We start from the raw sequence: 21,978 nt of genomic DNA, 5'->3' as shown, positions 1-21,978 counted from the left end.
CCGGGGATAACAGCGATCATAGGAACGATTCGTAACCGGAACGACTACTTCGAACAAGTTGCATTGAAATGTTTTAATAAACGCTGGCAAGTACTGAATCCAGACGCTCCACAATCTCTACCAGTTCGTCTTCAGTTGTAGTAAGGGAAGGCCGGACCTTAACCACGTTACCGAAGCCATATCTTGAACTTCTCAAGATCAGATGCTCATCTGTAAAAGCGCGGTCAACAATGGCATTGGTTTTAAGTGTATCCGGTTCATTACCGTCACCTACGATCTCCAACCCCCACATTAATCCGACGCCACGGGCTTCCCCGATACTTGGGTATTTTATAGTCAATTCATGCAGTAATTCACCCAGAATTTCACCTTTGCGTTTCACGGCATCGAGAAATCCGGGTTCAGATACCACCTCCAGGGTGGATTTGGCAGCGGTTACGGAAATCAGATTGCTTCCAGAGGTGAAGGAGTGCTCGTGCTTTTCGAGCACATTTAATCGGGATTGCATTAATACAGCAGCAACAGGTACGCCGATTCCGCCAAGACCTTTCGCAAGGGTAATCATGTCAGGCTGGATATCAAACAGTTCGCTGGCAAACATGGTTCCCGTACGACCAATGCCGGTCTGTACTTCGTCGGCAATAAGAAGCATATTGTACTCATCACACAGTTTACGCAGTCGTTTGAAATATCCGGCAGGAGGAATGATATTGCCGCCATTCCCAAGAATGGGTTCGATGATCATGCAGGCGACTGAGCCGGAACTTGCATATTCTATTGCATCAGAGATAGCTTCAACGCATTGATAGCCGCAGTCTCCGTTTGAGGATTTGAATGGGCATCGATAACAGTATGGGGCAGGTACATGAACAGCGTTAGCCGCTGCTGAATTGGGGAACCGTTTCCGTCTAAAGGCATTCCCCGAAATCCCGGTGGCAAATTGGGTCTGTCCATGATGGGATAGATACAAGCTGATGATGTCTGTCGATTCGGTATATTTCTGTGCAATTTTGGTCGCACATTCGTTTGCAGTTGAACCGGTAATATCCCGCATCCATCCGGCATTAATGTCGTTTGGAGCATATTCGATTAAGTGATCAAGTACTTCATTTACGTATGGTTCAGTGAAGGAGGAAGACATATGCGTCAGATTGCCGACTTGTTCCTGAATTTTGCTGACTACATGTGGGTGATTATAGCCCAGTGACAGATTGAACGTACCTGACACGCCATCGAGGTATTCAACACCTGAATCGTCAATCAACTTAATCCCTTTTCCGGTTATGAAGCGGTTGTTGGTTAAAGTTTGCATACGATTTCCTCCAATATTATGGTGTACTAGCTCGAACAAAGCTCAACAATCCCGGATGATGCAGGCATCACCTCCCTTAAGAAATGAAGTTTACATTTCCTTACTATGTTGTGCGAGAGCGGCACGTACTGCATTATTTTTTACAGTCCATAGATGAGAGACCATCAATGTGAGAAGCAGGATCAGACAGAATCCGGCCAAAATCCAGATTGTATTCACAACAGGCCAAGTACTCATACTCCATCCAGTCACATACTGCAAGACGGCACCTCCAATACCACCCGATGCGATCAGGATACTGGTTGTGCGTTCGGTCATGCCGGGAATCAGAACATTTGCATAGACGAGTGCAATACAGAACAGCCCTGACATGAACAGACCGGTTCCGAAGATCAGCACATACGTTGCCCACTGTCCAGTTACAAATACCATAGCGACTGCGAACATAAGCGTGCCGATCGTACTCCAGATCAGGAAAGGCATATAGTTGACCGCTTCCGCTATTTTTCCCGAGAAAAGACGGCCGATGATCATCGCAATCCACAGGATGGAGACACTTAGCGATGCAACCGATTCCTGAAGCTGCAGTCGTTCTACGAGAATGGAGGGCAGGAAGTTCATTAATCCCAGTTCAAGTCCCATGTAGATGAAAAAGAAGATGACAAAAATCGTTAGTAGCCCTAGCTGTTTTCTTGAATAGCGGGCTTTACCTGCTGCATGCGCCACTGTATTCTCACCAGCTTGTTCCAGATATAGTGCGGCTGGCCGGGGCATAGTGATCCACAGCAGCATGAGAACCAGTGACAACACGGCCACCGTATAAAAAGTGAGATGCCACATGTCCATCCAGATAAATAAAGCAGCGACAGCCGGGATGAGAAGTGCTCCAAGTGCAAAGAAGACATCCAGCTTGGACATGGCGACTGCCTTCTGATTCTCAGTGAATTCGATCGTGAATGCTCCAACGGAAGGCTCAATAATGCCTGAGCCAAAGCCTATGAGAATAGTAAGTAGAAGAACGCTAGTCCAAGATGGCAAAAATCCGAGAACAGCATAAGCAGCCACAATACAGATCAATGCAAAAGTCAGCATCGCTTTTCTTCCGATACGGGCTGTCAGGGCAGGAGCTACAAGTACACCGGCAAGAAATCCAAGAAACTGCAGAAATAACAAAAATCCGCCATCACTGTAACCGCGCTCATAATATGACAATAAAACAGGGAGAAGGGCACCGAGCACAACGCTGGTTATGCCGATTAACAGATAAAAACCGCAGCTAAGAGCAAATATTCTTTTCAAAAGCCTACCTCCTAGTTGGATAAAAAATTTATATTTTGTAATTAATGTTTATTTAATATATAACTTATACCATAATTGTCCAAATGTACATGCTTTTTATTGTAAAATAATGTTAAGTTTTGGACGTTGGAAATATTTCTTGAGTTTGTATTTTTCTAAAACGATTTCGTGTCGAAAGGATAAATTCGATTCAATCCAGATGATCTTTTAACAGTGTTGTCACTTGTATGGAACGAGGATTGTAAACCATGTGAATATTAAAAAAACGCCCCCTGCCTAAGTAGACAGGAAACGTTCTGACTAGCCGTTCTATATGCTGGACCTGACACACGTATCACCATTAAGCAGCCTGTACAAAGAAAATTCCAGCGAATGGTGCATGAGCAGATGCTGGACCCTTTCGCAAAAATAAATAACCGTTTGCATCAGTAAGACCCAATATATCCCGATATGGTTCAGGAAAATCTCCGGAATATATCTGACACACCAGTTGATATTCCTCTAGCAGGTGGTTAATTCCGTTCACACCGTTTGGTAAAGTGGGAGAAAAGAATGAAAATGCAGGAAATTCCTGTTCGTCTAACTCCATTTCAATCAAACGTACGCCGCTTAACGGAATGGGTGGCACGGGACATACGGAAGTAAGTGGATGCGAAGATACCGAGACATAAGTGCATCCGGCGAGAATATTCTCGTTCCATTCCAGCTCATCTCCCGCATAGGTTACCTGATCCAGAAAATATTCGGAGGCCGAGTAGGTCGAGAAGACCGAGATATATTTATCTTGTGGTAAAGAAGGGATATGGACCTGCTGTGAAAGTGTGTTGCAATGGATGGAGAACAGATGCAATAAAGGTTGCCCATCAGGGTTGAGCGGCCAGTCTGCAACATATGCCATTTCTCCACCAATCCACATGCCAGAGTCTTGGTGTGGATCATCGGGGTCAACTTTAAATCGAGTAACGTTGTACATGTGAAACTCCCTTCAGTGTGTATAGTAGCTTTCCTATGTACTGCTCTATGTGTTTTCATATAATCATTCATTGCTTCATTTCAGTATAAATGAGATGATGTGGAATAAGAATCAGTACAAGGTACTAACTCTTGCGTGAAGTTAATGAACGAATCATTAATCAATGAACCAGCTGAACTATTACAGATGAGAAGCGGTGACACATGTTAATTAACAAATACATAAGTGAAACGGGATTCTGCTCCCGCAGGGAAACGAACCGATTAATTGCAAACGGACGCATAACGATCAATGGCAGGGTTTGTGAAAAAGGAGCCGAAGTTGAACCTCATGATGTGGTCCTTATTGATGGCAATGAGATTCCTCGTAATGACAGCGAACCTGTCTACATTGCTCTGAATAAACCCATCGGTATTGTCTGCACAGCAGCAGAACATGTGGAGGGGAACATCATTCAATATATGAATTATCCTTCTCGCATATTTGCAATAGGCAGGCTGGATAAGGCATCTGAGGGGTTGATTTTGCTTACGAATGATGGAGGCATTGTGAACAGGATGATGCGTTCGGAGCATAATCATGACAAAGAATATGTAGTGACTGTAAACAAACCCATAACAGATGAATTTGTAAAGTCCATGTCTGAAGGTGTTGAAATTCTGGACGTGGTGACCAAGCCTTGCGAAGTGAATAAACAAAGTGAAAATGTGTTTCGTATTATTCTGACACAGGGGCTCAATCTGCAGATCCGCAGAATGTGCAAAGCCTTAGGGTACCGCGTATTGAAGCTGGAGCGCATCCGAATTATGAATATTACGCTGGATCAACTGGAGCGGGGGCAATGGCGTCATCTGGAGCAAGAGGAACTGGAGATTCTGCTGTCTCAATTGAATGAGATCAAATGAAGTAAAAAATGAAGAGAAAACTGAAGCAAACACTAACCCCTCAGCGGATTAGTGTTTTTGTTGTTAAGCTTGTGTGCTTTGCGCTCTGAAATGTAAGAGCCGAATAGTGTTAAGGACGCACCAATTACAATTACCCAAGTGATCTGTTCCCGAAGAACGAGTGCAGAGGACACGACAGTAATGACAGGCACCAGATAGATATATACACTCGTTTGCATAGCTCCGAGAAGATTCACAGCCCGGTTCCAGGTCACGAAACACAACGCGGAGGCCCCCAGACCGAGGTAGAGAAGATTAGAAAGATTGGTCATCCTTGTGAAGCGCCCGAGTTCCCAATGGAATTCGAACAGAAAAAGAGCTGGCAGCATGAAGATCAGGCCATAGAAAAATACTTTGCGGGTCGCACCAATGGTGTGGAAGCCAAGCTGGCCAATTTTTCGCATTAATACAGAATAAATCGCCCATACCGCAGGTGCTATAAAAGCAAGCAGATCACCTACCGGATTCAGTTGCAGCACGAGATTGCCATTCAGTGCGATGAGTAGGATTCCACTCAAGGCAATCCCAAATCCGATAAGAAAACGGCGTGTTAACTTCTCACCATCCAGGAAGAAATGTGCGAGCACGGCAGTGAAGAATGGAGCAATGGAGACAATAACACCCACGTTGGAAGCGGTTGTGTACAGCAGCGCAATATTTTCAATGAGAAAATATAGAGTCACTCCACATATTCCTGCTCCGATAAATAAGCATTCTTCCCTGAATGAAGAGGTTCGCAGTGAACGCGGATAGATCAACACGAGTACCAAATATCCGATCAGGAAGCGAAAGAACAAAATTTCCACTGGGGTAAAGTCAATCAGCAGAACCTTCGTTGAGACAAAGGTAGTGCCCCAGATCAATATGGTAAACAAAGCGAGTAAATGTCCGGTAGAGACCTTGGTGTTATATCGACTCGTCATACGATGTGATGGGTGGGTCGTTTCGGCTCGGTATCATGATTGAAGATACGTCGGTATTGCTTGGGCGTCAGGCCAATCAGTTTTTTGAAAAAATTCGTGAAGTGGCTCTGGTCGCTAAATCCTGTCTGTGCAGCAACTTCAATCGGAAGCTGGCCTTGTTCCAATAATCGTTTGGCTTGGTTAATACGAATCGTCTCCAGGTAGCGGTAGGGTGATATGCCCTTCTGGCGAGTGAACCAACGCAGCAGGTGATATTTGCTCATCTCTGTCAAGTCGGCTAACTCGTTTAATGAGATGATCTCCATGTAATGAGATTCGATGTACTCACATATGCGTCTGATCTCCATAGTGACATCCTGAGTGGAAACAGGCGGTTCAGCATCTGAATAATCTCGCATCAATTGATCCAGCAGAAAGAGTAACAATTCTTCTTTGCAGAAATCCGATTGCTCCTCCAGAATCATCTGATGCAGCTCATGCAGGGAACCAACCAGTTCACTTTGATAGAGAACGGGGGATGTAAACCGTGGCAAGTAAGCTTGTCCGGTAATCTCTCTCGCATATTCTCGCATCACCTCAGGCTGGACGTTGATACAGCGATAATCGAGGGTTCTGCCATCAACCTGTTCGCAGGTATGAGGATCATGTGGATTAAAGACAATCATGTCTCCGCTATTCAAAATATATTCTTCATTGTTACAGACGAGGCGACGCTTGCCTTGCTCAATAAATCCAATGACGTAATAGTCATGAAAATGATTGGGAAACTTCTGCATAATGCCTTCAAACTGATAAGCTTCTAGCTGTAAGTTGGTATCAAATACCACAGTCCGGACTTCCCGAGTCATGATGCACCTTCTTTCTGGTATGTTAATGTCATTATAGGTTGCAAAGAAGGAATTTTCTTGAACGATATTGCTATTGCTCGAAGGGTTTGATCGTACAGATATCTCCAAAAACAAAATACCCGCAATCCCGGAGGGATTGCGAGCCCTTTGCATAGTAAAGTTGATTCATGAGTTCAAACCTACATATATGGGAGAAAAAAATGTCTGGAACAATAAGTTATTGTTCTTAGTATAGCGTAGCCAGTGCTTCAGGTGTAAAATCCTGAATTTCAGATACGCGGCCTTCGCGTATTTTGGCAGCCCATGCCGGATCACCAAGGAGTGCACGTCCGACCGCTACCAGGTCAAACTCCTGTTGCTCATATCGCTTCATAAGTTCGCTCATCCCCGGATGTTTGACTTCATCGCCTTCTGCTCCAGGCTCATCTGCCATGCCTACAGAACCGACCGTTATCGTGGTTTGACCACTTAGCTTCCGCACCCACCCTGCAAATCCAAGATCAGATCCTTCAAATTCGGGCTCCCAAAAGCGTCGTGTGGAGCAGTGGAAGATATCTACACCTGCGTCAACCAGCAAACGGAGGAATTGTTCCAGTTGTTCCGGTGTGTCGAATAGTCGGGCTTGATAATCATTCATCTTCCATTGGGAAATCCGCATTGCAATAGGGAAATCAGGACCCACCGCAGCACGAACTGCCATGACAAGTTCAATCGCAAATTGAGTTCGTTTCTGAAGGTCACCACCGTAGCGGTCCGTCCTTCTATTCGTCGTTTTCCAGAAAAACTGATCGATCAGAAATCCGTGTGCACCGTGAAGCTCAATTCCGTCAAAACCGATGCGTTGCGCATTGGCTGCTGCATCTGCATAAGCTTGAATCACTTTCGAGATCTCCGCCTCCGTCATTGGCTCACCTACTTGAGTACCTTCCATATCAACTCCCGATGGACTCAGTGACGCAGCTTCCGGGTGTGGGTTAGATCCTGAAGGACGAACGATTCCCATGTGTAAAATCTGCGGAAAAATCTTGCCGCCGGCATCATGAACTTGTTCGACTACTTTAGCCCAGCCTTGAAGAGCTGCTTCCCCATACATATGAGGGATTCTAGGCTCACTTGATGCAGACGGATGCTCAATGGTCGCACCTTCGGTAATAATGAGTCCAACACCATGCTCGGCACGCCGACGATAATATGCGGCTACATCGGGGCCCGGAACACCATCCGGGGAGAAGGCGCGAGCCATGGGAGACATGACGATGCGCGAGGGCAGGGTTAGCTTTGCAACGGTGTATGGTTGAAACAAACGCTCTGTAGAAATAATGTTATATTGTGGACTACTCAAAATATGCACCTCCGTTATGTTGTACCTCTCAGCGGGTACGAGTGCAATGTTAACAATCCCTACAAGTTTACTCAACCAACAGTTTGATTGTTTTGTTGCTTAAGCGAAAGACACGGATTATTGTATGGTGTCATTGCACTTACTTTGACTTGTTGAACCAAAAGCACTTATCTATAATGAAGAAGCCTGGCCAAATATGTTGTGTACAAAAGGAGGATTGAGACATGTCGGGTGTATTGTCTCCAAACTCGAACGATCCGCGTGTCATTCGCACTCGGCAATTAATCCTTGATGCGTTTTTAAATCAATTGAATCTTAAAAATTTCAACAGCATTACGATTCAGAATATTACGGAACAAGCCACAATTAACAGAGCCACTTTTTACGCCCATTTTCAGGATAAATATGCACTGCTTGAAGCCTTGTTATCGGATGCTTTTATGGAATATGTAACAAAAAGGGTGGACCCGGATGCCCGGTTATCAGCGGAAACGATACAGCAACTTATATTTTCATTATGTGATTATCACGTCTCAAGCAATGATTGCATCAAGAAATATGAGACGGTTGCACCGATAATTGAAGAAAACATTAAGACACAGCTGGAACAATTTCTGCTGGAATTAATGAGCAAAGTGGCAAAGGATGTAGTTCCCAAAACGCTGAAAATAACTGCAACCATGCTAAGCTGGTCGATCTATGGAATGACGTACCGATGGAATATGGATGGAAGACAGGAGTCTCCCAATGACCTGGCCAAGCGAGTTGTCCCCTATATGATGGGCGGATTGGAATTGTTGAATTAACTTGATGAGTTAACTTCATGAATGAAATCGCATTACTATTCGATGGACAGAGGAGAAGTGACAAGATGATTGAACATTTGGTTGTTTTTAAATTTAACGATAAAACTACGCTAGCCAAACAGCAGGAGCTGGTGGACCAGTTGCTCGCTTTACAGGAACAAATCCCGGGGATTGTCGCGTTGACCGCAGGGATTAATGTAACGGAAGAAACGGACCGTATTCAAGGTTATACGATTGGATTGAGAGTGACGTTTGCAGATCAGGACGGATTGAGTGCTTATGGACCACATCCTGCCCATCAGGCATTTGTAGCTTCACTCGATGGTTGGGTGGAAGATGTCATTGTCGTTGATTATGCGATATAAAGCTGCAATTATAGAGGTTTGACGACTATAGGAGTTGAAGATTCCCATGTGTTTAATTTTATTTGCGTACAACATGCATCCAACGTATCCGCTTATACTGGGATCAAATAGGGATGAATTCTATCACAGACCTACGGCTCAAGCACATTATTGGGAAGATTACCCTCAAATATTGGCAGGGCGAGACTTGTCAAAAATGGGAACTTGGATGGGCTTAACAACCGGTGGGCGTCTGGCTGCTGTTACGAACTATCGTGATCCGAATGAAGAGGTGCATGGCAAGGGCTCAAGAGGAGATCTGGTTGCTGACTTTTTAAAGGGAACGTCCACACCTGAGCAATATATCCAACGTGCGGAGCAAAGCCGAGATCATTATCTAGGCATTAACATGAATCACTGAAGTTAAATCCCATGATCATGTTTCATTGCTTCTGAGTAAAAGAATTATTTAAATTTTATGTGTCAACTAATATAACGCGACATAAACGGTTTGAAAATACCTTTTGTATAACACGCCCAATTATAGTTATGCTCTTTATCTCTTGTCACAATTCTATGTTATGAATCATGGAACTTCCCTGAATAATTTATATAATGTGAATCAACATAACATGATTTTGCAGCGGTTCAGTTGATTCTAATTTCAGGGGGGGTAACGTGGGATGAAAGAAACCAAAAAGATGAGAGTATTTTCACTGGGGATTCAGCATGTACTCGCGATGTATGCGGGAGCAATTCTGGTACCTTTGCTTGTGGGCAGAGCACTAAATCTGACGGCAGAGCAGTTGGCGTATCTGGTATCCATTGACCTGTTAACGTGTGGGATTGCAACATGGCTTCAGGCTCGGAAAGGGAAGTACCTGGGTATAGGTTTGCCAGCAGTGCTTGGAAGTTCTTTTGTAGCGGTGACACCCATGATTGCGATTGGATCGCAATACGGAATTCCTGCCATATATGGGTCGATCATTGCAGCGGGTTTATTTATCGTCATCTTTGCCGTGTTTTTCAGCAAAATCGTCAAATTATTTCCACCCGTTGTGATCGGTACAGTGGTAACCATCATCGGTCTTGCTTTAATTCCAACCGGTATTAAAAACATGGCGGGTGGAGCAAACAGCGAGAATTTTGGAAGTTTGGACAATTTGGCCTTATCTTTTGGCGTATTACTTTTCATTCTAATTCTGAATCGATATGCTCGCGGTTTTGTGAAATCCCTGGCTGTTCTCCTTGGCATTATTGTGGGGACCCTCATCGCAGCCTTCATGGGAAAAGTGAATTTTACCGCTGTGCAGGATGCCTCCTGGTTCCATTTGCCCCAACCCTTTTACTTCGGATGGCCTACCTTCGAAATTGGCCCGATCATTACAATGATTATTGTAGGTACGGTTGTGATCATCGAATCAACAGGTGTATTTATGGCTTTGAGCAAAATCTGTGATCAACCCATTAACGAGAAAGATCTGGCACGGGGATATCGCGCTGAAGGTCTCGCGTTTGTTCTCGGCGGCATATTTAATGCTTTTCCATACAATACATTTGCACAGAATGTTGGTTTGGTTCAGCTCTCGAAGGTGAAAACGACCAATGTCGTTGTTGCAGCCGGCGGTATTCTGATCTTTCTGGGACTCATTCCAAAGGTAGCTGCTTTTGCAACCATTATTCCAAGTGCTGTCCTCGGAGGAGCGACGGTTGTCCTGTTCGGCATGGTCGTCTCATCGGGGATCAAAATGCTGCAAAACGTCGACTTTGGCAAACAATCCAATCTGTTAATCGTGGCTTGCTCCGTTTCTCTTGGACTTGGCGTTACCGCTGTACCCGATCTGTTTGCCCAGCTTCCTCAAAGTATTCGCATCATTGTGAGTGACGGTATTATTACAGGAAGCTTGTCAGCGATCCTGCTCAATGTGTTCTTTAACCTCGGTTTCAAAAAAGAAAGCTTGCCTGTACAACCCGTACAGGTTCAGGAAGCACACACGTAATCCTTGTAATAACAGACGTGTCATCTGGCAGTAAGTAAGCCGAATAGATCCAAGACGGTTTTTCTGGGAAGTGGAATGAAAGGGAATGACTCCACTTTGCAGAAAACCCACTTGGATTTTTTTGTACGAAAAGAACGATAGATGGACATTTTATCAAAGTTACTACTTAAGAATGCAAAAGGAATGCAAATATGCTAAAGTTTCATCAAGAACATTTTAGATGTTCGTTTAAGTCAACAACCTCTTGAATTGAATTTCCATGCGACTACATATAATGAGCATTGGTTCACAGGGCTAAAATAGAACCAGGGGGTATCCCTTAGGTACAGAAAAGGAGTTGTGATCACCATGCAACAAGAAACGTTGAACAAAGGGTGGAACTTGGAGAATAGTTATGCGCAGTTACCGCAACCCTTTTTTACAAGTCAGGGCGCAGTGCCTGTTGAATCACCAAAGCTTATCATTTTCAATAGACTGCTTGCATCGAGCTTGGGACTGGATGTGGAGTCTCTTGACAGTGATGAGGGAGCGCAAATTTTTGCAGGTAATTCGATTCCGGAAGGAGCCGAGCCTTTAGCTCAAGCCTATGCAGGACATCAATTTGGCAATTTTAACATGCTTGGAGATGGACGTGCTTTGCTGCTGGGTGAACAGATTACGCCAGAGGGCGAGCGAGTGGATATCCAGCTGAAAGGATCAGGAAGAACACCCTACTCCCGTGGAGGAGATGGACGTGCTGCTGTAGGGCCCATGTTGCGAGAATATATTATTAGTGAAGCGATGTATGCACTAGGTATTCCAACGACACGCAGTCTGGCGGTGGTATCAACAGGAGAAAACATTATCCGCGAAACAGAGCGGCCTGGGGCCATATTGACCCGGGTGGCTTTCAGTCATATCCGGGTAGCAACCTTCCAGTATGCAGTCAGATGGGGGTCTATCGATGATCTTCGGGCGTTGGCTGATTACACGTTGAATCGACATTTTCCTGAGGTTGCTCAAGCTGAAAATCGTTATCTTCTGCTCCTTCAGGAAGTGATTAAGCGGCAAGCGGCTCTCATTGCCCAATGGCAGCATGTTGGTTTCATTCATGGCGTGATGAACACGGATAACATGGCGATCAGTGGTGAGACCATCGATTATGGTCCGTGCGCCTTTATGGATGTTTACAATCCTTCAACCGTATTCAGCTCCATTGATAGACAAGGTCGTTATGCTTATGGCAATCAACCGTATATTGCCGGATGGAATTTGGCTCGTTTTGCCGAGACACTTCTGCCGTTGTTGCATGAAGACGAAGAGCAGGCGGTGGAACTCGCGCAGGATGCCATCGCACAATTTTCTGAATTGTACCATCATCATTGGCTCAAGGGAATGCGTGCCAAACTGGGCTTGTTGGGTGAAGAGGCCAAAGATGAAGCGTTGATCAAGGAGCTTCTTGAACTCATGGAGAAGCATAGTGCAGATTACACCAATACGTTCCTGGCATTGACCTTTGATAATTTGGAAGGGACAACTTTGTTTGGCACGACAGAATTTGCTGAATGGAATGAGCGGTGGCAAGCAAGATTGGACAGACAGGAAGAGGAGAAGGAAGTCTCTCGGCAGTTGATGAGAACGAACAATCCAGCCGTCATTCCCCGAAATCATCGGGTCGAGGAGGCCCTTGAGCAAGCGGAGAACCACGGAGATCTTAGCGTGATGCAGAAGCTTCTGGCGGTTCTTTCAGACCCGTTCGCGCACTCACCTGAACAGGCTGAATATGCTGAACTACCTGCACAATGCAATACTTCGTACCAGACTTTTTGTGGGACCTGATTGAACAGGATGAAAGAAAAGGCTGCCTTGGGCAGCTTTTTCATTTTGTCATCTTTCCGTAGGGAACAGATGCAGAACTATGTTAACCGCTTGTTTGGGTTGTTGGAAAAAAGAATGATTCTGGAGACGGATGGGCAGCCTTAACTTCAAATGAACAGGAAATTGCTGCTCTCTGGCTGTTAGAGGCAGATGTCTTTAATGGTGGCTTTATACAGTTTTTCTGCAACTGGGGGGAAGAGGCATACCGTTACGCATTGCGAGCACTGGAGACCATTGATGCGAAGCAAGTGTCAGGCATTATTACGTCAGCATACGACTGCATCAAGCACTTGGAAGAGGACGAAAGGCTTACTGAACTTTGGGATATTCCTAAATTACTCTCAATGGAACAAGAGCAGCAGTTAGATGCCTTGGATGAGCAATTTTGGAATAATGAGGATCAGATTGCGGAGAAAGCGTACGGTTATTATCACGGAAAATTGAACATGATGATCATATAATCTGGTTTCAAATATGCATACGTTCTTCTATTCCAAGTTTGAATACTCGGTCTTGCAATGACTGAAACGTTCAGCTATACTTGCTATAAATTGAATACATGAATCACGTTGATAGAGCGCAGTAGCGGCTTTGTCCCTGTTACAGAAAGTCAGGGGTTGATGGAACCTGATACATACAAGGGCTGCGAATTACACTCTGGAGTACTTGGGTAATGCCAAGCGGATGGGCAAACGATATATTGCCAAAAGTGGTATGGATAACGTGTTAAGCTCACGTGTTGTCCATGCAATTTGGGTGGTACCACGGTTATGATAATCGTCCCTGTGTCTAATGAAGACAAGGAGGCGATTTTTTTGTGTCCAAAAAAGCCGTTCCAGCGTGTAAATTCGTAATTTAACGTAGATCATGACTGAATTTTGAGGATAGAAAAGGGGTTATACGAATGAATATTATTGATGAACTACAGTGGCGTGACGCCATTAACCAGCAGACGGATGCAGAGGGATTACGTGAATTGACTGAAACGAAGTCCGTTTCTTTGTACTGCGGTGTTGACCCTACGGGGGATAGCATGCATATCGGACATCTCATTCCCTTCATGATGCTGAAACGGTTTCAACTGGCAGGACATCGTCCAGTCATTCTGATTGGGGGAGCTACAGGCACGATTGGTGATCCAAGTGGTCGTCAGGCAGAACGTTCTTTGCAAACGATGGAGCAAGTGCAGGAGAATGTGGATGCACTGACAGCACAGATGAAGAAGTTGTTTGTAACAGACGGTGATAATCAGGTTCGCATGGTGAACAACTACGATTGGACGCACAAAATCAATGTCATTGAATTTTTGCGTGACTACGGCAAAAACTTTAACCTCAACACCATGCTGGCTAAGGATGTAGTTGCGAGCAGACTGGAAGGCGGAATCTCCTTTACCGAGTTTTCCTACCAGATCCTTCAATCCCTCGACTACCTGCACCTGTTCCAGAACGAAGATGTACAGCTTCAAATCGGCGGTTCCGATCAATGGGGGAATATCACGAGTGGTCTTGATCTGATTCGTAAAAAAGAAGGATCTGAAGCGAAGGCGTACGGTCTGACCATTCCGCTCATGCTCAAATCCGACGGTACGAAATTTGGTAAAACAGCTGGCGGCGCAATCTGGCTTGATCCGAACAAAACGACACCATTTGAGTTCTACCAGTTCTGGGCGAATACAGATGACCGTGATGTGATCAAATACTTAAAATACTTTACCTTCCTGAGCAAAGAAGAAATTGAAGCTTTGGCTGAAAAGGTAGAGACAGAGCCGCACAGACGTGAAGCACAGAAAGCACTCGCGGAAGAAATGACAAAATTCGTTCACGGCGAAGAAATGCTCGAACAGGCTAAGCGTATTACAGCGGCGCTGTTCAGTGGTGATATCCGTTCCCTGACAGCCGATGAAATCGAGCAGGGTTTCAAGGAAATGCCAACATTTGAGACGGACGGCGAAGCCAAAAATATCGTGGACTGGCTCGTGGATCTGGGTCTGGAGCCATCCAAGCGCCAAGCGCGTGAGGATGTTACCAAAGGTGCAATCTCCATGAATGGTGAGAAAATCACGGAGCTTGAATTCACAGTGTCCGCAGAGCATGCCATTGGCGGTAAATTTATCATTATCCGTAAAGGTAAAAAGAATTACAGTCTGGTTAAACTTCAATCCTAGTACAGTACAAACTCCAGAAACAAAAAGACCGTCTTCCATCTCTGTCAGGCGACAGAGCGGAGACGGTCTTTTGTATAACAGGTCATGGCTTGACCTAATATTATTGATTGACGATCGCTGTGATCTCTTCATCCAGATCAAGTCGTACGTTCTCACGGTACGCCCGAATGTTGTATTCACTATGCAGGTAACGAAGAATTGCTTCAATCATATTGGATTCTACCAAATATTGACTGCGGCCTTGAATCCATACTTCAGCGGAATAACCGGTATCTTCTTCCCAGCTCAGTTCTACATTCACATCGGTTGGACGTACGCCCTTACGTTCTGCCATATGAATACAGATTGCATTCACAATTTCATCCATGCTCAGAACCATAGAGATTAGTACCGTCCGTTTCTGTTACGGTCATCATCACGATCGTTGCGGCGGTCATAACGGCCATCCGCAGCAGGTTTACGACGATTGGAGATGGCTCTGAAGAGTGCCATAGCCAGCATAACAATCAACATGATTGCTGCAACGTTCACGAGCAATCCAAGGATGTTACCCAGGGCGCCCATGCCACCGAACAATCCACCAAACATCATACCAGCAAGACCACCAAGCATCATGCCTTTCATGAAGCCACCGCCACCGCCGAAGAATCCACCACCACGGGTTGCGGCTGCACCAGTACCGGAGTTATTACCGGAATTGGATTGATTCACGTTGCTGTTGGAGTCGGATTTCTTAGGAGTGTTGGTATAACTTTTTGTACCGGATTTGAATCCGCCACCACGTCTTGCATCTGCAGAATCCGGATTCGTTACTCCCACTGTTGCGAACAACAACGTAAAGGCCATAAATACCATCATTAGATGTTTAACTCCAAATTTTTTCTTCATTGTAAAGATCGTAACCCCCCGATTAATTTGTTTGAATACCCAAAAATGGGCCTTACTCATGTAATACGGTTAACTTGCAGGAACGTTTCAAATTTTATTGAATTTCTGAAACGCTTGGACTTGGGTCTTGAATTGCAGCTTGGCCATCAAGCAATTGGGTAACCCAATGACACCATTCCAGGCCTGTTTGTGCGTGCATCAACCCTTTTTGTACCAGAATGTAGCTTCCAAAATCTCGGTTGCCTACACGAAGATTATCCTGAGGTATACGTGACTTCAGATCCTCGAAATAACGTATGCGTTCCGTAAACCAGTTTTTACGCTCGTTAAGAATGCGTCTCATGCTTCCGTCTTCCGCTATGCCAACGCACAAAATACGCAAATTAAATTCATCGCGTGTAACCGGTGCGGTAACAGGAGTAATCATCCATTCCAAGAGTTTTTCAATGCCTTTTTCCGTAACTGCGTACATTTTCTTGTCCGGTTTGTCAGACTGTTGTACCCAACGGGAGGCCAATAACTCATCGTTTTCCATCTTGGACAGGAGTGGGTAGATCTGGCTGTGTTTCGCCTGCCAATGCGGTTGGATCTTCAGCATCAGATCATAGCCCGATGACTCCTCGCGGGTAAGCAGCCCGAGCAATCCGTAGGAAAGTATGTTCATGCACATGTCTCCTTAATATTAGGGCTAGGTCAGAAAAATAAACGATTTTAATTTCTTTGACCGCTTTCATAAAAAGTGTACACTGAAACTGTATGGTTTGACAACCTGACAGAGCAACTGCCTTAATTTAGACAAAAAAAGTGCGAACCATAAGGTCCGCACTCCAAACCATTTAGAGAGATGCCTGTTGTCCATACCCCTCAGCGACAAGATCAAGCTCGCCTGTGGCAGAATCGATAACCATGCCGTGGACGGGTACATTGGGAGGAAGTAAAGGATGCTTCTTGATCACTTCCACAGTATGTTTTACCCCTTCTTCGACGCTGTCAAACCCACGCAACCACTTTTGCAAACGGATGCCAGAGTTCTCCAAAGTTGTCATGACTTCTTCAGATACGCCACGCTCAACCATATGTCCAATCATCGTCTCTGCGTGGAGGGAAGCCATACCACATTCCGTATGTCCAACAACCAGGACTTCATCTGCACCCAGTTCATAGATGGCGACAAGCACACTACGCATTACACTCCCGAAAGGTTGAGAGATAATCGCGCCTGCGTTTTTGATGATTTTTACATCACCGTTTTTCAGGTTCATAGCCTTGGGCAGCATTTCCACCAGACGTGTATCCATACAAGTGATGATAACCATCTTTTTGGTTGGAAACTTGCCAGCCGTATACTTTTCGTATTCTTTAGTCTCGACAAATGATTTGTTGTAAGCCAAAATCTCTTGAATGTTGTTCATGTCCATTGCCTCCTGTTATCCAATACGACGAGCACGGCCACTTGCATATGATGCAACTTGTCCTACGCGCCTTTGCTTTGATAGAATTTCACGGTCAGCAGATGGCATTACTCCAACCTTTTAGAGGTTGTTCAAAAAGTCCACTTTTGATTACAAGTCATGTCTGAGGGCATCATCAGCATTGAAGTTGAATTGCATTTCTATCTTCTCGGCAATGAAAACCAGACTTTTTGAACACGTATCTTTAGGAGAATAATGCAATTTTCATCTGTTAAAAGTTGATTATACGCAATGCAAAAAGTATCATCAATAGGGTATAACATTTTTTTTGAAGAGGTGAACGATAACAATGGATAAACAAACACAGGAACATTTGGAATCCTTCCGTAATCTGGCTCGTAAAATTAAGAGCTATCATGAAGCCATTGGTTTGCTTCACTGGGATCTGCGCACAGGTGCGCCGAAAAAAGGCGTTCCGACTCGTTCCGAGACGCTGGGTATGTTGTCCACCGAAGCATTCAAGTTGCAAACCTCGGCTGACATGAAGACTTACCTGGATGCATTAACGACTCCAGCGGTATTGGAACAGCTCGAAGATATAGATCGTCGTCAAGTTGAAGATTGCAAGAAAGAATATGATCGCAGTCAGTCTGTACCGCCGGAAAAAGTACAAGCTTATACCGTGCTAACAGCCAAGTCGGAAACGGCCTGGGAAGATGCCAAGCATAACAGTGATTTTGCAGGGTTCTCACCTTATCTGACAGATATCGTTAAGCTCAAACAGGAGTTTATTGATTATTGGGGTGTGAAGGATACACGTTATGATACGCTGCTTGATATGTATGAACCGGATCTGACGGTTGAGAAAGTGGATGCTGTATTTGCCCGCCTCAAAGCACGTTTGGTGCCTCTGCAAGAGAAGATTAATGCCTCAGAAAACAAGCCAAATACAGAGTTCCTGAATCAGTTGTTTGACACCGATCAACAGGAGAAATTCAGTCTGTTCATCTTGGAACAAATGGGGTATGACTTTGAAGCTGGACGATTGGACGAGAGTGTTCATCCTTTTGCAACGGGTCTTAACCCGGGTGATGTGCGGATCACAACACATTATCTGCAAGATGATGTAGCAAGCGCAGTTTTCAGTTCACTGCATGAAGGCGGACATGCCCTATACGAGCAAAATATTGATGATAGTCTGGCGGGTACCCTGCTTGCAGAAGGAACGTCCATGGGAATTCATGAATCCCAGTCCCGTCTTTGGGAAAACATGATTGGTCGCAGCCTGCCATTCTGGACACGTTATTACAAAGATTTGCAGCAGCATTTCCCGCAACTGAGCGAGGTTGAACTGGAAGATTTCTATCGTGCAATCAACCGGGTGGAGAGTTCACTCATTCGGATTGAAGCGGATGAACTGACCTATAACCTGCATATTATTATCAGATATGAGATTGAGAAAATGTTATTCAACGATGGCCTGGAAGTGAAAGACCTGCCAGAGACCTGGAATGCAAAATACAAGGAATACCTTGGTATTATGCCAACGAATGATGGAGACGGCGTTCTTCAGGATGTTCACTGGTCTGGTGGTGACTTTGGTTACTTTGCTTCGTATTCTCTGGGTAATATGTATGCAGCTCAAATTCTACATACATTGCGCAAGGAAATGCTGGAGTTCGATACCCTTATTGCTGAAGGTAATCTGATTCCAATTAAGGAATGGCTTACAGACAAGATCTATCGATATGGCAAAAGTCGCACACCTTCCGAATTGATTATTGCTGTAACGGGTGAAGAACTGAACCCGGATTATCTGGCCGATTATTTGGAAGCCAAATATGCCGAGATTTACAAGCTGTAATATCCAGTAAACAGTATATTGAAATAGCTCTTTAGAAGAGCTGAAGAGTCGGGCATCATTGCCCGGCTCTTTTTTTTGCATCCAAGTTCTTAACCTTTTGTTGGGCATCGGCATATCCATAATAGAGAGAAACTGCTGAAACCAGTGAAGGAGGGAAACAACATGAAATACACGCCATGGTTCGTCCGGGGCATCGTTATTCTGCTGATTATCATTGTGGCGCTCACCAGCTGTAATAAGGAAGAGAATGAAGCCAAGATTACGATTGGCGAAGTGACTCGTTCGGTATTTTACGCACCGGAATATGTGGCTGTGGCTCAAGGTTTTTTTGAAGAGCAGGGACTTGAGGTGGATATTCAAACGACTGCTGGCGGTGACAAAACGATGGCGGCATTACTCGCAGGTTCGGTGGATATCGCACTGGTAGGAGCGGAGACGTCCATATACGTCTATCAGCAGGGAGCGGAAGACCCGGTCATTAACTTTGCCCAGCTCACCCAGACGGATGGTACATTTCTGTTCGCTCGTAACACAGAAGGTAGCTTCGATTGGGAGCAATTGAGGGATTCCACATTTCTCGGTCAGCGCAAAGGCGGCATGCCGCAAATGGCAGGGGAGTTCGCACTGAACAAACATGGCATTGATCCACAAAGTGATCTGGAGCTGATTCAAAATGTGGACTTTGCCAACATTGCGTCCGCTTTCGCCTCAGGTACGGGAGATTATGTTCAACTGTTTGAGCCCCAGGCATCCATCTTTGAACAAGAAGATCGGGGCAAGGTTGTTGCATCGTTTGGAACAGAAAGTGGTCGTCTGCCTTATACCGTCTTCATGACGAAACAGAGTTATCTTAACGACAATAAGGATATCGTGGAGAAGTTTACGAATGGTCTGCACAAAGCACAGGCATGGGTAGATTCCCGCAGCGCTGAAGAGATTGCGGAGGTCATCACTCCTTTTTTCAAAGACATCGATTCGGCCATTTTGATCAGTAGTGTAAACCGTTATAAGGAACAGGGCAGCTATGCAACGGACCCGATCATTGATGAGGAAGAGTGGAACAATCTGCTTGATGTCATGAGTGCCGCCGGCGAGCTGAAAGAACGCGTGGATTTGAATGCCATTGTGAATAATGCCTATGCGGAAGAAGCCACGAAATCAAAGTAATGGGTATTCAGGAAAGGAAGTGAGCAGAATGCCTGAATCCGAAAGTGTGATCCGACTGGAGGGGATCTCTCAAGTATACGTCAGCGAGCGGGAAGCTTCATTGGTGATTGAAGACTTGAGTCTGGAGATCCAAAAAGGAGAGTTCGTCAGTCTGGTTGGACCGAGCGGATGTGGTAAAACGACATTGTTGTCGATCATCGCCGGGCTGCTCACACCCACCCGAGGAGAAGTTAAGGTTAAAGGCAAACTCGTTGGCGGCCCCTCAGCACAGATTGGTTATATGCTTCAACAGGACTATCTGTTTCCATGGCGGACCATTCTGGATAATACATTGATCGGTCTTGAACTGACAGGCAGACTGGATGAACGGAGCCGTGAGCGTGTACGGGAACTACTGGTAAGTATGGGCTTGGCCGGAACGGAGAATCAGTACCCTTCAGAGCTTTCAGGAGGCATGAGACAGCGAGTAGCCCTGGTGCGCACGCTGGCGACAGACCCAGGAATTTTATTGTTGGATGAACCATTCTCAGCACTCGATTATCAAACCAAGCTGCAATTGGAGGATCTGGTCTCGGACACGTTAAAACAATTTGGAAAAACCTCTGTACTCGTCACCCATGATTTGTCTGAAGCCATTGCGGTCAGTGACCGCGTCATTGTGCTTGATCGCAATCCCGGCCGCATCCGTCGTGAGTTTATCATCCCCGATGGAATTCGGAAGGCTCAGCCTTTCCATGCAAGGGAGCAAGAAGGATTCAATGCGTTGTTTCAGGCGTTATGGAGTGAACTGGATCAGTCAGGGGGAGGTGAGAAAGACGCGTGAATCAAACGAATCCGAAGCAGGAAAAGCGTGACGAATGGATGGGGCAACTGCATCGGAATCATATTCAGCAGGTGGCCAGATGGCGACATCAAGTGCTTGCCGTACAATTATCCATGCTGGTATGTATGTTTTTGCTATGGGAAGTGGCAGGCAGACTCCGTTGGATTGATGTACTGTTATTCAGTTATCCGAGTAAGATTTTTGCCCAGATCGGCAAGGACATCGCTAGTGGCGAATTATGGGCACATGTTGGGGTAACCGTAGGAGAAACGGCAGTTGGTTTTTTACTGGGAACATTCGTTGGAACCTTGCTTGCGGTTTTAATTTGGTGGTCCCCTTTTTTGTCCAAAGTGCTGGACCCCTATATGGTTGTGTTCAACAGTATGCCAAAGGTAGCCCTCGGCCCGATCTTTATTGTTATGTTTGGCGCGGGTTTCACGGCAATTGTTATGACTACGTTGTCCATCACGGTCATTATTACAACACTGGTGGTGTATAACAGCTTCAATGAAGTGGATCCCAATTATATTAAAGTGATTCGTACGTTTGGTGGAGAACGTTCCGAGATTTTTACCAAAGTTGTATTGCCCGCTTCTTTTCCAGCGATTGTATCCACTTTGAAAGTGAACGTGGGCATGGCCTGGGTGGGTGTAATTGTGGGTGAGTTTCTGGTCGCCAAACAAGGGCTCGGTTATCTCATTATCTACGGATTCCAGGTATTCAACTTTACACTTGTATTATCAAGTCTGTTAATTATTGCAGCAGTTGCAACAGCCATGTATCAACTTGTTGTCTATGCAGAACGTAAAATGCTGGCTGGCCGCAGGTGATTCGGACGTGTTTTACTCGTAATGTGACCGGGTATCATATGTATACAATTTCACAAGGGGTGTCACGTTGCCCGATACCGAGAAATCAAGTACCATATTTAGTATGAATATTCCGCACAGATCCGGAATGAATGCGATGATTGGAGAAGAGGGCCTTGAGGTTCTGTCGCAACGATCTA

21 protein-coding genes, 1 pseudogene and 1 other annotated feature are annotated in these 21,978 nt (G+C 45.2%); of the genes and pseudogenes, 12 read left to right on the top strand and 10 right to left on the bottom strand.

Features of this window, described 5'->3' with window-relative positions:
- Window positions 1-73: 73 nt before the first annotated feature.
- The 3 genes from ABTV53_RS16770 to ABTV53_RS16760 form a co-directional block, all read right to left on the bottom strand.
- The gene (locus ABTV53_RS16770; RefSeq protein ID WP_433744411.1) at window positions 74-1,312 is read right to left on the bottom strand and encodes an aspartate aminotransferase family protein; all 1,239 of its coding nucleotides are present in this window, start codon (window positions 1,310-1,312) and stop codon (window positions 74-76) included.
- Window positions 1,313-1,402: 90 nt separating this feature from the next.
- Window positions 1,403-2,611 (bottom strand): MFS transporter, encoded by a 1,209-nt coding sequence (locus ABTV53_RS16765; RefSeq protein ID WP_433744408.1) that lies wholly within the window; start codon window positions 2,609-2,611, stop codon window positions 1,403-1,405.
- Window positions 2,612-2,951: 340 nt separating this feature from the next.
- Entirely contained in the window at window positions 2,952-3,584 is a 633-nt protein-coding gene (locus tag ABTV53_RS16760) for a hypothetical protein (protein ID WP_433744405.1), read from the bottom strand.
- Window positions 3,585-3,787: 203 nt separating this feature from the next.
- Between ABTV53_RS16760 and ABTV53_RS16755 the strand changes: the two genes are divergently transcribed.
- Window positions 3,788-4,489, top strand: coding sequence for a pseudouridine synthase (locus ABTV53_RS16755; RefSeq protein ID WP_433744402.1), 702 nt, complete (start codon window positions 3,788-3,790; stop codon window positions 4,487-4,489).
- Between the two features lie 32 nt (window positions 4,490-4,521).
- Here ABTV53_RS16755 and ABTV53_RS16750 read toward each other — a convergent pair whose 3' ends face one another.
- From ABTV53_RS16750 to ABTV53_RS16740, 3 genes are all read right to left on the bottom strand, one after another.
- Window positions 4,522-5,451 carry a DMT family transporter gene (locus ABTV53_RS16750; RefSeq protein ID WP_433744399.1) on the bottom strand — a complete coding sequence of 310 codons (930 nt, stop codon included), beginning with the start codon at window positions 5,449-5,451 and terminating at the stop codon, window positions 4,522-4,524.
- A complete protein-coding gene (locus tag ABTV53_RS16745; protein ID WP_433744396.1) occupies window positions 5,448-6,299 on the bottom strand; it encodes an AraC family ligand binding domain-containing protein in 852 nt (283 codons plus the stop codon). Before ABTV53_RS16745 ends, ABTV53_RS16750 begins: the two co-directional genes overlap by 4 nt.
- Window positions 6,300-6,525: 226 nt before the next feature.
- Window positions 6,526-7,641: an NADH:flavin oxidoreductase gene (locus ABTV53_RS16740; RefSeq protein WP_433744393.1), complete on the bottom strand. Its 1,116-nt coding sequence runs from the start codon at window positions 7,639-7,641 to the stop codon at window positions 6,526-6,528.
- Window positions 7,642-7,865: 224 nt separating this feature from the next.
- Between ABTV53_RS16740 and ABTV53_RS16735 the strand changes: the two genes are divergently transcribed.
- From ABTV53_RS16735 to tyrS, 7 genes and pseudogenes are all read left to right on the top strand, one after another.
- On the top strand, window positions 7,866-8,447 hold the full coding sequence (locus ABTV53_RS16735) for a TetR/AcrR family transcriptional regulator (protein ID WP_433744390.1): 582 nt from the start codon (window positions 7,866-7,868) through the stop codon (window positions 8,445-8,447).
- Between the two features lie 65 nt (window positions 8,448-8,512).
- Window positions 8,513-8,812, top strand: a complete 300-nt coding sequence (locus ABTV53_RS16730; RefSeq protein WP_433744388.1) for a Dabb family protein — start codon at window positions 8,513-8,515, stop codon at window positions 8,810-8,812.
- Window positions 8,813-8,858: 46 nt separating this feature from the next.
- Complete coding sequence (locus tag ABTV53_RS16725) at window positions 8,859-9,212, top strand: NRDE family protein (RefSeq protein ID WP_433744385.1); 354 nt, start codon at window positions 8,859-8,861, stop codon at window positions 9,210-9,212.
- A 262-nt stretch (window positions 9,213-9,474) separates the two neighbouring features.
- Window positions 9,475-10,791, top strand: a complete 1,317-nt coding sequence (locus ABTV53_RS16720; protein WP_433744382.1) for a nucleobase:cation symporter-2 family protein — start codon at window positions 9,475-9,477, stop codon at window positions 10,789-10,791.
- 348 nt (window positions 10,792-11,139) lie between these two features.
- On the top strand, window positions 11,140-12,609 hold the full coding sequence (locus ABTV53_RS16715) for a protein adenylyltransferase SelO (protein WP_433744379.1): 1,470 nt from the start codon (window positions 11,140-11,142) through the stop codon (window positions 12,607-12,609).
- A gap of 149 nt (window positions 12,610-12,758) precedes the next feature.
- Window positions 12,759-13,109 (top strand): annotated as a pseudogene (locus tag ABTV53_RS16710) (DMP19 family protein); the annotation flags it as partial.
- Window positions 13,110-13,208: 99 nt separating this feature from the next.
- Window positions 13,209-13,436 (top strand) — a binding site (T-box leader).
- Between the two features lie 116 nt (window positions 13,437-13,552).
- A complete protein-coding gene (gene tyrS, locus ABTV53_RS16705) occupies window positions 13,553-14,815 on the top strand; it encodes a tyrosine--tRNA ligase (protein ID WP_091011938.1) in 1,263 nt (420 codons plus the stop codon).
- 100 nt (window positions 14,816-14,915) lie between these two features.
- On the opposite strand, the gene ABTV53_RS16700 is transcribed toward tyrS, so the two are convergent.
- From ABTV53_RS16700 to ABTV53_RS16685, 4 genes are all read right to left on the bottom strand, one after another.
- Window positions 14,916-15,194: a YxcD family protein gene (locus ABTV53_RS16700; protein WP_017687903.1), complete on the bottom strand. Its 279-nt coding sequence runs from the start codon at window positions 15,192-15,194 to the stop codon at window positions 14,916-14,918.
- Window positions 15,195-15,199: 5 nt separating this feature from the next.
- Entirely contained in the window at window positions 15,200-15,703 is a 504-nt protein-coding gene (locus ABTV53_RS16695) for a hypothetical protein (RefSeq protein WP_124116370.1), read from the bottom strand.
- A gap of 94 nt (window positions 15,704-15,797) precedes the next feature.
- A complete protein-coding gene (locus ABTV53_RS16690; RefSeq protein ID WP_433744375.1) occupies window positions 15,798-16,367 on the bottom strand; it encodes a PadR family transcriptional regulator in 570 nt (189 codons plus the stop codon).
- 172 nt (window positions 16,368-16,539) lie between these two features.
- Entirely contained in the window at window positions 16,540-17,115 is a 576-nt protein-coding gene (locus tag ABTV53_RS16685) for a beta-class carbonic anhydrase (RefSeq protein ID WP_062835011.1), read from the bottom strand.
- A gap of 349 nt (window positions 17,116-17,464) precedes the next feature.
- On the opposite strand from ABTV53_RS16685, the gene ABTV53_RS16680 reads away from it, so the two are divergent.
- The 4 genes from ABTV53_RS16680 (at window position 17,465) to ABTV53_RS16665 (ending at window position 21,799) form a co-directional block, all read left to right on the top strand.
- Window positions 17,465-18,979 carry a carboxypeptidase M32 gene (locus ABTV53_RS16680; protein WP_433744372.1) on the top strand — a complete coding sequence of 505 codons (1,515 nt, stop codon included), beginning with the start codon at window positions 17,465-17,467 and terminating at the stop codon, window positions 18,977-18,979.
- A gap of 162 nt (window positions 18,980-19,141) precedes the next feature.
- Entirely contained in the window at window positions 19,142-20,146 is a 1,005-nt protein-coding gene (locus tag ABTV53_RS16675; protein ID WP_433744369.1) for an ABC transporter substrate-binding protein, read from the top strand.
- 28 nt (window positions 20,147-20,174) lie between these two features.
- Window positions 20,175-20,969 (top strand): ABC transporter ATP-binding protein, encoded by a 795-nt coding sequence (locus tag ABTV53_RS16670; RefSeq protein ID WP_433744367.1) that lies wholly within the window; start codon window positions 20,175-20,177, stop codon window positions 20,967-20,969.
- Between the two features lie 38 nt (window positions 20,970-21,007).
- Window positions 21,008-21,799 (top strand): ABC transporter permease, encoded by a 792-nt coding sequence (locus ABTV53_RS16665; protein ID WP_433754248.1) that lies wholly within the window; start codon window positions 21,008-21,010, stop codon window positions 21,797-21,799.
- Window positions 21,800-21,978 lie beyond the last annotated feature (179 nt).

This window comes from Paenibacillus amylolyticus, assembly GCF_050990605.1.
GTDB lineage: Bacteria > Bacillota > Bacilli > Paenibacillales > Paenibacillaceae > Paenibacillus > Paenibacillus amylolyticus_H.
This window is presented reverse-complemented; position numbering and strand designations above follow the sequence as displayed.